We start from the raw sequence: 14,005 nt of genomic DNA on the forward strand, positions 1-14,005 counted from the left end.
CTGCATGCCGCTTTTGCGGCACAATGGCCGCATGAAACTCGATGCCGAAGACCTCGCCAAAATCAGTTCCCTGACTGTCGCACATTATCAAGAGAATGCGGACTCGTTCGAGGCCGGCACCCGGGACCACGACGTCAGCCAGAACATCGCGGCGCTCTTGCGCCACATCGAAGGCGATCCTCCCTACGACATCCTGGACTTCGGCTGCGGGCCGGGGCGCGACCTGAAAACGTTCGCCGCGCTGGGCCATCGCGCGGTCGGCCTGGATGGCACGCCGCGTTTCGTCGAAATGGCGAGGCAGGCGACCGGCTGCGAGGTCTGGCAGCAGGACTTTCTGCGCCTGGCGCTGCCGCCAGGCCGCTTCGACGGCATATTCGCCAATGCCGCCTTGTTTCATGTGCCTGGCCAGGAGCTGCCGCAGGTACTGCAAGCCTTGCACGGCGCGCTCAAGCCGCGCGGCGTGCTGTTCAGTTCAAACCCGCGTGGCGGCAACCAGGAAGGCTGGAATCGCGGACGCTACGGCGCCTACCATGACCTGGAAGGCTGGAGCGCCCTGATGACGGCGGCGGGCTTCGAGGAACTTGAACACTACTACCGGCCGCAGGGCCTGCCGCGCGAGCAGCAGCCCTGGCTGGCCAGCGTCTGGCGGCGGGCGGGCTAGCGGCCGGCCGATACTGAAGGCAACCGCGGACAAAGCCTGGCCTGGACTCAAACGGCCTGGATCGTCCAGGGCGCGTTGGGCAGATCCGCCAACTCACAATCCACCGCGGGACCGGCGCGTTCCAGCACGGCGAATTCGCCGTCGGCCAGCGCCATCAGCGGGTGATGCCAGACATCCCGGTGCAGCGTGATGCCCACGCCCGCGCCAGCAATGAAGGCGCGCAAGGTGGCCGGGTCCGGCGCGTCCGCGCCCAGCGCCACCAGCACCACATACGGCGTGCCCGCCAGCGGCAGGAAGGTCTGGCTGCCCAGACGGTGGCGTTCCAGCAGGCGCGCGGCAAAGGGCAGGGCGATCGCTTGCGCGCGGAATACCGACAGCGACGGCCGGCCGCCCGCGTCCAGCAGATCGGGTTCGCCCATTTCCACCCGCAGCGAGGTGCCGGCGTTGATGGAACGGCCGGCGCGGTCCGCGCTGCTGACGACCTCGCCGTAGGGCGCGAAGGCGTCGGCGGACAGGGGCTGCGCGGTGAGAGTCCGGGCGGCCATCAGAAGTTGATCCCCAGCCATTCGCGCACCTGCTCGTGCAGGTCGCCGGCGAAATCCTCGGGCGAGCCGGACGCGGTGATCTCGCCCAGACTCAGCACGTAGATGTGATTGGACATGGCCACCACCCGGCGTACGTTGTGGTCCACCAGCAGGATGCCCATGCCGGCATCGGCGAAGGCGCGGATCCATTGGAAGACTTCGGCCGCCACGCGCGGCGCCAGCCCGATGCTGGGCTCGTCGATCAGGCAGACTTGCGGCTGCACCATGTAGGCCTTGGCGAATTCCAGCGACTTCTGCTGGCCGCCGGACAGGTTGCCGGCCTGGTCCTTGAGCTTTTCCTTCAGCACCGGAAAGCGCTCCAGCGTTTCAGTGAAACGCGGCTCCAGCACGTCGCCGTAGCGCTTGCGCCGGCCTTCCAGCGGCAGGCGCAGGTTCTCCTCCACCGTCAGGTAGGGGAACAGGCTGGATTCCTGCGGGATGTACCAGAGGCCGTCGTCGATCATGCGGTGCGGCGGCTGGCCCGAGATATCGCGCCCGGCGCGCGTGACGCGGCCGGACTTGGGCCGCAGGAAGCCGCAGATGGCTTTCATCAGCGTGGACTTGCCCGCGCCGTTCAGGCCGATCAGGCCGCTGATGCGGCCGGCCTGCACCGTGAGCGAGACGTTGCGCAGCACGTCGATGTCGCCCATATAGCCCGCGGTCACGCCTTCCATGGCGAGCAGCGTGTCAGGCATGGTCCTGCTCCTCTTGTCCCTGTTCGCCCAGATAGGCCTCGATCACCGCGGGTTCGCGCAGCACCTGCTGCGTCGGGCCGTCGGCCAGCACCCGGCCGGCGTTCATGCACACCGAGCGCGGGCACAGGTCCACCACCACCGGCATGTCGTGGCTGACCAGGATGAAGGTCTGGCCGCTCTGGTTGCGACGGCGGATGAACTCGGACATGGTTTCCTTCATGACGGGGTGCACGGCGGCGAAGGGCTCGTCCAGCAAAGCAATGCGCGGCGGCGCCATGAAGCAGGCGCCGAACTCCAGCAGCTTCTTTTGCCCGCCCGACAACTGGCCGGCGTCCAGGTGCATGACGTGCATCAGCTTGAGTTCTTCCAGCAGCTCCAGTGCGCGGCGGCTGGCGGCCGCCTCGTCCAGGCCCATGGCCAGCCCGCACACGATCAGGTTGTCGTAGGCGCTGACCCGGTTGAAGACCCGGGTCATCTGGAACATGCGCAGCACGCCCAGGCGCGTCAGTTGAGTGGGGTTCAGGCCCAGCACGCTGCGGCCGTCCAGGCGCACTTGGCCCGCGTCCGCAGCCAGGTGGCCGGACAGCACGTTGAGCAAGGTGGTCTTGCCGGAACCGTTGGGGCCGATCAGCCCCAGCAGTTCGCCGTCGGCGACGTCCATGCCCGCGCCGTTCACGGCCAGCAGCCCGCCGAAGCGCTTCTGTATTCCGGAAATCTGCAACAGTGCCATCAGGCCCCCTTGGCGCTGGCGCGGGCGTCGGTGGAACGGCGCAGGAAGGCGCGGCGCGCCAGGCCCCACAGCCCTTCACGGAAGAAGCGCGCGAAGATGATGACCAGCAGCGCGAACACGATCATCTGGATGTTGCCCACGTCGCGCAGCAGTTCCGATGCGACGTACACCAGCACCGCGCCCAAGAGCGGTCCGACCAGCGTGCCCATGCCGCCGATCACGACCATGGCGATCACCATGCCGGTCTGCGTCACGATGCCGAGTTCCGGGCTGACCAGCTGCGCGAAGGTGCCGTACAGGCCGCCCGCGAAGCCGCAGATGGCGCAGCTGACCAGGAAGGCCAGCGTCTTGTAGCGCACCACGTCTATGCCGCGGCTGGCCGCGCCGATTTCGTCGTCGCGGATCGCTTGCAGGAAGCGTCCAGGACGCGCCCGCAGCAACAGGAAGATCAGCAAGGTCACCGCCGCCAGCGCGGCCAGGAACAGGTAGTAATTGCCGACCCGGTTTTCCAGCAGCGCCGGCACGTGCAGCCCCTGGTCGCCGCGGGTGAAGTCGATGGAGTTGTAGATCACCAGGCGCACGATCTCGGCGAAGGACAGCGTGGTCAGCGCCAGGTAGGGGCCCGACAGCCGCAGCACGATGCGGCCGAGCACCAGGCCGACCAGCCCCGGCACCACCGCCGACAGCGGCAGGCCCAGCCACAGCGGCACCTTCCAGTGATAGGCCAGGAGGCCGGTGGTGTAGCCGCCCAGCATGGCGAAGGCGGCCGGCGCCAGCGAGAACTGGCCGGCGTAGCCCGCCAGCAGGTTCCAGCCGCAGGCCAGCATGGCGAAGTACATGCTGACGATCAGCACGCCCAGCCAGTAGGGCGAGGACACGCCCAGCGGCAATAGCGCCAGCACCGCCAGGAACACCAGCGACAGCCGCATTTCCTGGCTCAGCTTGTTGCGCAGCAGATTGGGATGGGCCAGCGGTTCCATGTTCAGACCTCCCGCGCGCGTTCGCCGAACAGGCCCTTGGGCCGGAACAGCAGGATCAGGATCAACAGCGCCAGCCCGAAGGTGTCGCGGTAGTCATAGGACAGGTAGACCGCGCCGAAGCTCTCCAGAACGCCTAGCGCCAGCGCCGCCACGATGCTGCCGGGAATGGAACCCATGCCGCCGATCACCACGATCACATAGGACTTGATGGCCGGGAACGCGCCCACGTCCGGCGCCGGATTGATGACCGGCGCCAGCAGCGCGCCGGCCAGCGCCGCCAGCACGCCGGAGGCCATGAAGATGATGCTGCTGGCGCGCGCCGTATCGATGCCGGCGATGGACGCGCCCAGTCGGTTCTGTGCCACCGCCTGCACCTGCCGGCCCCATAGCGAGCGCTTGATGAACAGCGCCAGCCCGATCAGCAGCACGATGGACAGGCCCGCGGTGATCAGCTTCTGGCCGCTCATCATGAATGGGCCGACGGCCATGCGCGTCACGTCGGACAGCGCGGGGCCGCGCATGGGGTAGGGGCCCACGACCTTGTCCACCAGGTTGATCAGCAGCAGCGACAGGCCGAAGGTGACCACGACCGCGTACTCATCCTTCATCAACCCCCATGAGCCGTAACCCGCGTACAGCGGGCGCATCAGCCAGCGTTCCGTGGCCCAGCCCAGCAGCGCGCCGGCGGCGGCGGCGATGGGCAGCGCCAGCCAGGGCGGTACGCCCAGGGCCAGCGACACCAGGGTGTAGGTGTAGGCGCCTATCATGTAGAACTCGCCGTGGGCGAAGTTCACGACCTTCAGGATGCCGAAGATCATGGTCAGGCCGACCGCCATCAGCGCGTAGTACAGGCCGATGATCAGGCCGTTGACGAACAGGTCCAATGCCAGCACTCGATTCTCCCTGGCGCCGGGGCGTGGCCCCGGCGTGTTGCGGTCATGCTGTGGAGGTGATCCGGTTCTTTTTGCCGCCGGGCCGCCCCAAGGCAAAAAGCGCCCCCTCGGGGGGCAGCAAGCCGAAGGCGCGGCGTGGGGGTACCGTTACTTGGCAGGCTTGACGAGTTTGTCGACCTGCAGCGGCTGCCCGGTGGCCTGGATCAGCGTGGTCTTGCTCAGCGGCTGGTCGACCTCGGTCAGCTGATAGGTGACGTAGGGAATGTCGACCCATTGCTGGTAGGTGTAGCCCGGCTGCTGCGAGAAGCCGAACTTGCCGCGCACGCCTTCGAACTGCATGCCTTGCAGCGCCTTGATGATGGCGGCGCTGTCGGTGGACTTGGCCTCTTCGATCGCGCGGGCGATCAGCAGCACCGAGTCCGCGGCCTGGAAGATCAGGCGGTTGGGTTCGGTCTTGGCCTGCTTCTGGTAAGTGGCGGCCACGTCCATGCCGATCTGCGGCATGGGCATTTGCGGGTGGTACAGGCCGAAGGCCAGCATGTACTTGCCGGCTTCCTTCACGTTCTTCCAGAAGTCGGGATAGTCGGCGATGCCGGCGCCGTCATAGAACCAGGTCTTGGCGCTGGGCGCCACGCCCTGTTCGTACAACTGGTTCATTAGGATGTAGGCGGCCGGCGGCAGCATGATGTTGACCACCAGGTCGGGCGGACTGGCGCGCAGGGGCAGCACGGCAGGCGTGAAGTCCTTGCCGGCGCGGTCCAGCGCGATGTACTTGTACTGGGTTTGCGGCGCGGCCTTCTTGAGGAATTCGCCCAGCAGCTTGGCCTGGCCGATGCCGTAGTCGGTGTTCTCGGCGAAGGCGACCACGCTCTTGACCTTCAGCGCGGCGATGGTGTCGGCCATGGCGCTGGAAACGCGGGTGTTGTAGTTGGCCGGATTGAAGACTTCCGGATAGCCCTTGGCGCGCACGTCGTCGGACCAGCAATTGGTGTTGACGTAGGGCACCTTGTAGCGGTGCGCGACTTCGATCTCGGCCAGGCAGACCGAGCTCTGGTGGCCGCCCGTCACCGCCACGACCTTGTCGCGCGAGATCAGTTTTTCGGCCGCCGCGCGGCCCTTTTCCGGGATGCCCTGGTTGTCTTCGTAGATGATCTTCAGCGGCCGGCCCAGCACGCCGCCCTTGTCGTTGATCATCTTGGCGATGATCTCCACGCCGTCTTTGACCTGGGTGCCTTGCACCACCGAGCCGGGCGGCGATTGCGCGATGCTCACGCCGATGACCACGGGATCGGCGCCATGGGCGGCAGAGGCGAGTACGACCGCGGATACGGCTGCGGCAAGGCGGAGCAGTTTCATCGTGGTTTCCTTTTGGAAAGGAGATACGGCGATGCCGCCATTCGCGCGGGCGAACGGTGTCGGCGGGCGGGAATTCTGCCTGTTTTTTAATCCTGTAGTACCGGTCTGACCAGTTAGGGCTTACCAGCAGTTTGAGCTTGTCAGCATGATGGCTGGCGCCAGCGAGGGCGCCGGCCATTACCGTGGCGTCAGGCCGCCAGCAGGTTTTCCACGCGCGCGGCCGTGTTCAGCACGCGCCAGTCGGCGCCGCGCGCCCCGGCGATCTGCAGTCCCAGCGGCAGGCCGTTGCGGCCGCTGCCGCAGGGCAAGGTCAGCGCCGGCATGCCGGTCAGGTTGAAAGGCATGGTCAGCCCCGTGACGGCGGTGTGCAGCGGCACTTCGCGGCCGGCGATCGTGACTGCGCCCGCGCCCGAGCGCGGCGGCTCGATGCGCAGGGTGGGAGTGACCAGCACGTCCACCGACTGCATCGCCAGGTCGAACATCTGCGCCAGCGCGGCGCGGCCGCGCTGCGCCCGCGTGTACCAGGTGGCGGGCAGGAACTGGCCGATCTCCAGGCGCACGCGCACGTCGTCGCCCAGGGTCTCGGGCTGGTCGACCAGCCGGCGCCAGTGGATGTCGGTGGCTTCGCTGCACAGGGTGGCGAATTGCAGCGCCGCGCTGTGCTCGACGCCCGGCAGGTCCAGCGGCACCAGCGTGGCGCCGTCGGCCTGCATCAGCGCCAGCGCATGGTTGACCGCCTGCGCCACGTCCTCGGCCAGCGGGTCGTAGAAGTAATTACGCGGCACGCCCACGCGCAGACCGGTCAGCGCGCCCGCGCTGACGGTGCGTTCCGCCTGGCCCGACATGATGGAATAGGCCAGGGCGGCGTCCGCCACGCTGGCGGCGATGGGCCCCAGGTGGTCCAGGCTGGCGCCCAGCGCCTGCGCGCCCTCGCGCGAAATGGCGTCGAAGGTGGGTTTGAAGCCGACCACGCCGCAACACGCGGCGGGGATGCGGATGGAACCGGCCGTGTCCGTGCCTATGGCTAGCCGAACGATGCCGGCAGCCACCGCCGCGGCCGAGCCGCCGCTGGAGCCGCCCGCGGTATAGCCCGCCCCGCGGGGATTGCCGACCCAGCCGTAGTGCGGGTTTTCGCTGGTGATGCCGTAGGCCAGTTCATGCAGGTTGGTGGTGCCCACCACCAGCGCGCCGGCCTCGCGCAGCCGCGCCACCGCCAGCGCATCGCGCAGCGCCGGCGGCGGCTTCAGGCCGCCGCTGCCGTTGGTTTGGGGAAAGCCCGCGACCTGCATCAGATCCTTGACGGCTATCGGCACGCCCATCAGCGGCATGGCGGCGCCTTCGCGCAGCTTGCGCGCGGCCGCGGCCGCTGCGCCATCCAGTGCCGGCGTGTCGGACAGGCTGATGAAGGCGTTCAGGTCAGCCTGCTGGCGGGCCGCGGCCAGCGCGGCCTTGGCGGCCTCGGCCGCGCGCGCCGGATCGTCGCGGCATTCGCGCGCAATGGCGGCGATGCCGCGCGCGTGGCGCGACACCGCGACGCCGCGGCCGGCCTGCGCGGCGGGCAGCTTATCGGCTGGCGCGGCAGGCGGCGCCAGGTAGCCCAGCTCGGCTTCCGGCGCCAGCGAGTCCAGCACGGTCAATTCGGGCAGGTTGATGCGCAGCCGGTCCAGCCAGGCCTGGCGGCGTTCGGAATAGGGGTAGTCAGCCAGTCGGGCCATCGCGTCGACGGCGCGGGCAAATCGGTCGTAGAGGTCGGTCATGAGCGGCGCTATGAACAAGAAGGGGCGTGGGGCCCGCGGCCGTGCCGGGGCGCTTTGCAGTACGGCTTTATCCTAACCGGTCAGACCAGTTGAATGTCATAATGCCCAGGCAGTATATGGCTGTCAACGCCAAACCGGGCGACCGCCGCGCGCCCACGCCTTGAGAATTCCGCGATGAACACCGTCGAACACATAGCCCAGCAGTTGCAGGCCCGTATCCGCCAGCGCGATTGGGCCGAGGCCGGCAAACTGCCCGGGCAACGCCAGTTGGCCGAGGAACTAGGCGTCAGCCGCGCCTCGCTGCGCGAGGCCATCACCATGCTGGAAGGGCTGGGGCTGCTGCGCAGTGAAGCCGGCCGCGGCGTGTTCATCGCCCGGCCTGGTGAAAAAGGCCTGGGCAGCGCTTATGGCCGTTGGCGCTTCCAGGGCCGCTATGCCTTGCGCGACGTCTATCTGGTGCGTAATCAGCTGGAAGAATTGGCGGCGGGCCTGGCCGCCGGCGTGGTCACCCAGGCGGGGCTAGCCCGCCTGCGCGCCACTATCACGCACATGGAACAGGCTGCCGACGCCGGCGACCTGGTGGCGATGTCGGAAGGCGACAGCGCTTTTCACGCCTGCCTGTACGAGATCGCCGGCAGCCCCATGCTGCTGGACCTGGCCGAGAGCATCGCCGATGTGGTCGACGGCAGCCGGCAGGTGGCGTTCGCCGATCCCGCGCGCGTGCGCGAGCCGATATACGAACATGCGGCCATCATCGATGCCCTGGCGACGGGTTCGGCCGAGGCCGCGCGCCGCGCCATGCGCGCCCACATCTGCAATGTGGCGGACCGCGCGGGCCTGGCGCTGACGATCCCGGGCGCCTAGGGCCTGTTCAGGCCGGCACAGGTTCCGGAGCTTCTGCCTGTGCTCTGCGCGCATCGAGCGGCGCAGCCGCTACCGTTGTCCGTCGTGCACCGCCACGGCTTCCTTGGTCAACCCGCCCAGCCGCGAATGCACCCGGCCGCCCGTGCCCATGACCAGGGCGAACAGGATCTCATTGGCGCGCGGCGCGTCCTGGATGCCGATCTCGATGCTGTTGAAGTGGCTGCGCACGTAGGAAGCGTGGATGTAGTGCACCGGCACCATCATGCGGTAGCCGGCCACGGCCACGGCCTTGACGGCGGGCACCATGGCGCGGGGCTCGCCCAGCACGCTGCGCATGGCCCAGCCGCCGGCCTCGTGCCAGACCGCGCCATGCTCCATTTCGCCGTCCAGGCCGACGATGGCGGCCTTGCTGTAGACCTCGATCTGGTCCTTGCCGCCCAGCGTGTCCACCAACTCGGTCGCCAGCAGGGTGCCCAGGCTGCGCAGTTCGGCCATGAAGGGCATCAGGTCCGGTTCGTAGCGGCCGGCATAGGGATTGCGGATGACGGCGCAGGCGGCGGCGAGCTTGAGCGGCCGCTCGGGCGCCGGGCCGTTCTCGTGGTAGGTAGTCTCGACGATGAGGCAGCGTTTGCGGATATCGATCAGCGACATGCGGTGAATTCCAAGTTGCGGTTGAAGAGGGCGTTCATTGCGGCGGAATGCCGGTTTCCTTGACGATGGCCGCCCATTTGTCGATCTCGGCGCGCACGAAGCCGCCGAATTCGGCCGGGGTCTGCTGCTTGACGGTCAGGCCCTGGCGTTCATAGGTCTGCTTGAGTTCGCCATTGGCCAAGGCCTTGCCCAGCGATTGCGACAGGCGCTCGACCACGGGCGCGGGCAGGCCGGCCGGACCCATCAGGCCGAACCACACGGTCAGATCGAAGCCGGGGGCGCCGGTTTCGTTGAGCGTGGGGATGTCCGGCGCCAGCGGAAAGCGTTCCGGCGTGCTGACGCCGTAGGTCTTGACCTTGCCGGCGCGCGCCTGCTGCAGGCCGTTGGCCAGGTCGGTGAAGGTCAGGTCGACGGTGCCGCCGATGACGTCGGTGAGCGCCTGCGGACCGCCGCGGTAGGGCACCGGCGTGACATTGATCTTGCCCATGGCCGCCAGCTTGGCGCCGAACACCTGCGCGCTGCCCGAGCCGTAGGCATAGGTCAGCTTGCCGGGATGCTGGGCGCCATAGGCGAACAGATCGGAGACCTGGGTGCCCGGCATGCGCGGCGAACCCACCAGCAGGTAAGGCGTTTCGGCGACGGCGCCGATGGGCGCGAGGTCGGTGGCGGGGTTGTAGGGCAGGTCCTTGAACAGGCTCACGCCGCTGGCCGCCGTGGACACGCCCACCACTACCAGGGTGTAGCCGTCAGGCTTGGCGCGGGCCACGTCGTGGGTGCCGATGATGCCGTTGGCGCCAGGCTTGTTCTCCACTACCACCGGCTGGCCCAAATCGTCGGCCATGGCTTTACCCAGGCTGCGCGCCACCACGTCGGTGATGCTGCCTGGCGGGAAGGGCACGACCATGCGGATGGGGTGGTCGGGATAGCCCGCGGCGCCGGCGGGCGCCAGCGGCGCGCCCAGCACCAGCGCCAGCGCGAGCGTGGCGGCGGATCGTTTCATGCTTGTCTCCTGTGGATGTCTTTATTGTTGGGGCGGCGCGGGATCAGGCCGGCGCGCGGGCTTGCAGGCGTTCCAGGTAGCGGTGGATCTCGGTGTTGTCCACGCCAGCGGGCATGTCCGCCAGCGCGCGCTGCCACAGTTCCGTGCACAGCGACAGTTGCGTGGCGGGAACGCCGGCCAGCGCCTGCAGCGCGTCGGCGGTGCGCAAGTCCTTGGCCATCAAGGCCAGGGCGAAGCCGCCGTTGTAGGTGCCGGGCACGATGAACTGGCGCAGTTTGGTTTCGGTGGCGACGTTGCGGCCGCTGGAGGCGTTGAGCACGTCGGTGAACACCTCCAGGTCCAGGCCCATGCCTTGCGCGATCAGCAGCGCCTCGCTGGCCGCCAGCAGACCGGCCGCATAGACATAATTGTTCAGCGCCTTCATGGCGTGCGCGGAGCCCACCGCCCCGGTGTGGATGAGCGAAGCGCCCATGCGCGAGAGCAGCGGACGCACGCGTTCCAGTCCGTCCGCGTCGGCGCCCACCATGATGGCCAGCGTGCCGGCGGCGGCCTTGGCCACAGCGCCCGATACGGGCGCGTCGATCAGCGTGATGCCCGCCTCGCGCAGGCGCGGCGCCAGCCGCAGCGTTTCGGCCGGATTGGACGAGCCCATGTCCAGCAGCACGGAGCCGGGACGCATCGCGCCCGCCAGTCCGTGCTCGCCTTCGATGACCGCATTGGTGATGGCGCTGTCGGGCAGCATGGTGATGACCACGTCGCAAGCGGCCAGGGCTTGCAGGCTGGCGGCCGGCTTGAGCGTCCGGTTCCATGCGGGATGCCCGGCCAGGCGCTCCAGGCGCGCGGGGTCGCGGTCATACGCCAGGATGTTGAAGACTTCTTCGCCGTCGGCGAGGTTTTCCAGCATGGGCAGGCCCATCATGCCCAGGCCCACGAATCCTACTGTCAGTGTCATGCATTCCCTTTATCGAATCGCCCTGGGATACGTGCCAGGAGCCATCTGGAATGCTAATGAATGCGTGATAGCAGCGCTTATGCTAAGTTGGCCAGGGGTTATAACAAACGATTATCGGATCAGCCATGCGTTTCAAGCTCAGGCAGATGGAAGTATTCCGGGCGGTGATGCTGACCGGTTCCATGAATGGCGCGGCCAAGCTGCTGTTCGTGTCGCAGCCAGCCATCAGCCGCCTCATCGCCCACACCGAGCAGAGCCTGGGCCTGCAGCTCTTCGAACGCGACAAGGGCAAGCTCACGCCCACCCCGGAAGCGCAGCGCCTGTTCGAGGAGGTGGGGGCGTTGTTCGACGAAGCCCTGCGCATCGATGAACTGGCGCGCGACCTGGCCGAACGGCCCGAGGGCGCATTGACCCTGTGTTCCAGCCCCAGCCTGGCGCTGAACTTCGTGCCCCCCGTGATTGCGCAGTACCTGGAGCTCTACCCCAAGGTCAGGCTCAAGTTCCACACCACGCTGCTGTCCGACATGGCGCACGAACTGCTGGGGCGCAAGGCGGAGTTGGCGGTGTCCGTGCTGCCCATCGACCATCCCAATCTGGTGGTGGAGCCGTTGGCCACCGGCGAGATGGTCTGCATCCTGCCGCAAGGCCATCCCCTGGCCTCGCGGCGGGCGGTGAGCCTGGCCGAACTGGCCGAGTGCAAGCTGATCCTCTACAACCGCAACATCCCGTTCGGGCAACTGGTGGCCGCGGCCTTCCAGCGCGCCGGCGTCAGCTGGAATCCGGCCGTGGAAATCGTGCGCGCCGAACTGGCCTGCGCGCTGGTGCGGGTGGGCGCGGGCGTGGCCATCGTCGATGAGTTCTCGGTCGGGCAGCAGGGCTGGCCCGGCGTGGTGACGCGGCCGCTGCGCGAGTCGATACCGTTGTCGCTGAGTCTGGTGCGTTCGCGCTTCGACCGCCCCAGCCGCCAGGTGCAGCGTTTCGTGCGCCTGATCAAGGAACATGCGCGCGCTTCGCGCAAGGCGGGCCGGTCCTAGAGCGTGTCATGAACTTTGGAGCAGGTTGGCAGCATTTCCCAGCATCAGCATGCTGAAGACCACTTCGACGGAACTTGTGGCTGCGCCAAAGCCCCGCTAGCATCGGCTCAACTGCATTCCCGTTCTGCCCCCGCATCCATGATGGAAGCCACCGTGACCGAACCGACCACCATTGAAGTTTCAGCCGAAGCCGCATCTCATAAGGCCGAATTTTTCCTGATCGACGCCAGCTTCTTGGGAAACGGCAGGGTTCCCGGCATCGAAATCGCCAACGAAGAGAAGCTGATCGATCCGGGGATGAATGTCGTCTCGCGCCCTAATGGAATGCCAGATCAGTATCCGGAGCGTCCCCACCTGGTTCATGTACCGGAGAAGGGCGGAATGCCACGCGATCTGGAAGAGCTCGCTGGCATATGGATTGTGTCGGAGCCGTTGAAGCAACTGTTTGAGCAGTTGGACGCCGAGGCGTTTGCATTTGTGGCATGCGACTTCAGCCTTGCTGACGGCAGCCCCGCTCCGCAGTACTACCTAGGCAATGTGCTGCGCAGACTCGATGCCCTGGATGAAGCCTCTTCTCGCGTGAGGATCAAGCTCGACCATAATTATCAGACCGGCGAGGACGAGAAGCTTTATAGCCTCGTCGGCGGAGCCAGCTTGGTGTTCAAACAGGATGTCGTGGGAGATGCCCATATCTTCCGCCAGGATCGCATGGGAGCACCTCCCATCTGCGACCGCGCGATGTTTGATGCATTGAGTGCGGCCAACTTCTCCGGCGTACGGCTGCGCGATGTAGCCGATATTTAGTGTCAGCGCGTCTGGCGGCTCGCCGCGCCGCGGCGGCATCGGGCCGTCTGTGCGCCCCGCAGCCCGCGCGCTTGCACGAAGCGGACAGGCGCCGCAGTTTCCGGCCACGCCGCCTGGACATGGATCAGTCTTTCCCCGAATAAGCGCAGTCAGCGGATAGCGATAGCCGGATCCGGCTATCGCCGCCCCGGCGCGCGGCGCCAGTATTCGCCTCACTCAATCAGCTAACGGTGAGGTGATGCGATGAAGGGTCTGGACAACAAGGTGGCCATCGTGACGGGCGGCGCCACGCTGATCGGCGCGGGCGTGGTTGCGGCGCTGCGGGCCAAGGGCGTGCGCGTGGCGCTGTTCGACATCGATGCCGCCGGCGGCGAACACGTGGCCGCCGCCGATCCGGCCGGCACGCGCTTCTGGCCGGTGGATATTGCGGACGACGCGCAGCTGGAGCGCGGCGTGGCCGACGCGGCAGCGCATTTCGGCCGCATCGATTTCCTGGTCAATCTGGCGGCCACCTATCTGGACGACGGCGCCGCGTCGGGCCGTGCCGACTGGCTGCGCGCGCTGGACGTCAACCTGGTCAGCGCCGTGATGGCCGCGCGCGCGGTCCATCCCCATCTGGTCGCGGCCGGCGGCGGGGCCATCGTCAATTTCACCAGTATCTCGTCGCGCGTGGCGCAGACCGGGCGCTGGCTGTATCCGGTTTCCAAGGCGGCGCTGCTGCAAGTGACCCGCAACATGGCGATGGACTATGCCGCCGACGGCATACGCGTCAACTCCGTGTCGCCGGGCTGGACCTGGTCGCGCGTGATGGATGAGCTGACGCAGGGCGACCGCGCCAAGACCGACCGCGTGGCCGCGGACTACCACCTGCTTGGACGCGCCGGCGATCCGGCCGAAGTGGCCGAGGTGGTCGCCTTCCTGCTTTCAGACCATGCCAGTTTCGTCACCGGCGCCGATTACGCGGTGGACGGCGGCTACTCGGCCATGGGTCCCGAACAGGCCAAGCCCGCGATTCCGCGCCTGGCCGCCTAGACATACAAAGGA

At 67.5% G+C, this 14,005-nt stretch carries 15 protein-coding genes; 5 read left to right on the forward strand and 10 right to left on the reverse strand.

Annotated elements, in window-relative coordinates:
• Positions 1–31: 31 nt before the first annotated feature.
• Positions 32–661 (forward strand): class I SAM-dependent methyltransferase, encoded by a 630-nt coding sequence (locus AC3WOB_RS15115; RefSeq protein WP_492275463.1) that lies wholly within the window; start codon positions 32–34, stop codon positions 659–661.
• Between the two features lie 47 nt (positions 662–708).
• On the opposite strand, the gene AC3WOB_RS15120 is transcribed toward AC3WOB_RS15115, so the two are convergent.
• The 7 genes from AC3WOB_RS15120 to AC3WOB_RS15150 all read right to left on the reverse strand — a co-directional run bounded on the left by AC3WOB_RS15120 (position 709) and on the right by AC3WOB_RS15150 (position 7,656).
• Complete coding sequence (locus tag AC3WOB_RS15120; RefSeq protein WP_492275464.1) at positions 709–1,206, reverse strand: ureidoglycolate lyase; 498 nt, start codon at positions 1,204–1,206, stop codon at positions 709–711.
• Complete coding sequence (locus tag AC3WOB_RS15125) at positions 1,206–1,940, reverse strand: ABC transporter ATP-binding protein (protein WP_013393054.1); 735 nt, start codon at positions 1,938–1,940, stop codon at positions 1,206–1,208. Before AC3WOB_RS15125 ends, AC3WOB_RS15120 begins: the two co-directional genes overlap by 1 nt.
• Entirely contained in the window at positions 1,933–2,670 is a 738-nt protein-coding gene (locus tag AC3WOB_RS15130) for an ABC transporter ATP-binding protein (protein WP_492275465.1), read from the reverse strand. Before AC3WOB_RS15130 ends, AC3WOB_RS15125 begins: the two co-directional genes overlap by 8 nt.
• Positions 2,670–3,650 carry a branched-chain amino acid ABC transporter permease gene (locus tag AC3WOB_RS15135; protein ID WP_492275466.1) on the reverse strand — a complete coding sequence of 327 codons (981 nt, stop codon included), beginning with the start codon at positions 3,648–3,650 and terminating at the stop codon, positions 2,670–2,672. The genes AC3WOB_RS15130 and AC3WOB_RS15135 overlap by 1 nt, the downstream gene beginning before the upstream one ends.
• A gap of 2 nt (positions 3,651–3,652) precedes the next feature.
• The gene (locus AC3WOB_RS15140) at positions 3,653–4,543 is read right to left on the reverse strand and encodes a branched-chain amino acid ABC transporter permease (protein WP_013393057.1); all 891 of its coding nucleotides are present in this window, start codon (positions 4,541–4,543) and stop codon (positions 3,653–3,655) included.
• Between the two features lie 147 nt (positions 4,544–4,690).
• Positions 4,691–5,899: an ABC transporter substrate-binding protein gene (locus tag AC3WOB_RS15145; protein ID WP_013393058.1), complete on the reverse strand. Its 1,209-nt coding sequence runs from the start codon at positions 5,897–5,899 to the stop codon at positions 4,691–4,693.
• 188 nt (positions 5,900–6,087) lie between these two features.
• Positions 6,088–7,656: an amidase gene (locus tag AC3WOB_RS15150; RefSeq protein WP_492275467.1), complete on the reverse strand. Its 1,569-nt coding sequence runs from the start codon at positions 7,654–7,656 to the stop codon at positions 6,088–6,090.
• 174 nt (positions 7,657–7,830) lie between these two features.
• Here AC3WOB_RS15150 and AC3WOB_RS15155 point away from each other — a divergent pair, with 174 nt between their 5' ends.
• The gene (locus AC3WOB_RS15155) at positions 7,831–8,520 is read left to right on the forward strand and encodes a FadR/GntR family transcriptional regulator (protein WP_492275468.1); all 690 of its coding nucleotides are present in this window, start codon (positions 7,831–7,833) and stop codon (positions 8,518–8,520) included.
• 69 nt (positions 8,521–8,589) lie between these two features.
• Here AC3WOB_RS15155 and AC3WOB_RS15160 read toward each other — a convergent pair whose 3' ends face one another.
• Genes AC3WOB_RS15160 through AC3WOB_RS15170 form a run of 3 tightly spaced genes read right to left on the reverse strand, consistent with a single transcriptional unit; the run spans position 8,590 to position 11,123 of the window.
• A complete protein-coding gene (locus tag AC3WOB_RS15160; protein WP_207466947.1) occupies positions 8,590–9,171 on the reverse strand; it encodes an amino acid synthesis family protein in 582 nt (193 codons plus the stop codon).
• Positions 9,172–9,205: 34 nt separating this feature from the next.
• Positions 9,206–10,171: a Bug family tripartite tricarboxylate transporter substrate binding protein gene (locus AC3WOB_RS15165; protein ID WP_013393062.1), complete on the reverse strand. Its 966-nt coding sequence runs from the start codon at positions 10,169–10,171 to the stop codon at positions 9,206–9,208.
• A gap of 43 nt (positions 10,172–10,214) precedes the next feature.
• Positions 10,215–11,123 (reverse strand): NAD(P)-dependent oxidoreductase, encoded by a 909-nt coding sequence (locus AC3WOB_RS15170; protein ID WP_492275469.1) that lies wholly within the window; start codon positions 11,121–11,123, stop codon positions 10,215–10,217.
• Positions 11,124–11,248: 125 nt separating this feature from the next.
• On the opposite strand from AC3WOB_RS15170, the gene AC3WOB_RS15175 reads away from it, so the two are divergent.
• The 3 genes from AC3WOB_RS15175 to AC3WOB_RS15185 all read left to right on the forward strand — a co-directional run bounded on the left by AC3WOB_RS15175 (position 11,249) and on the right by AC3WOB_RS15185 (position 13,993).
• Entirely contained in the window at positions 11,249–12,157 is a 909-nt protein-coding gene (locus AC3WOB_RS15175; RefSeq protein WP_492275470.1) for a LysR family transcriptional regulator, read from the forward strand.
• A gap of 153 nt (positions 12,158–12,310) precedes the next feature.
• Positions 12,311–12,961, forward strand: coding sequence for an imm11 family protein (locus AC3WOB_RS15180; protein ID WP_492275471.1), 651 nt, complete (start codon positions 12,311–12,313; stop codon positions 12,959–12,961).
• Between the two features lie 243 nt (positions 12,962–13,204).
• Positions 13,205–13,993 (forward strand): SDR family oxidoreductase, encoded by a 789-nt coding sequence (locus AC3WOB_RS15185; protein WP_492275472.1) that lies wholly within the window; start codon positions 13,205–13,207, stop codon positions 13,991–13,993.
• Positions 13,994–14,005 lie beyond the last annotated feature (12 nt).

This window comes from Achromobacter sp. FW305-C-30-7 (assembly GCF_058783105.1).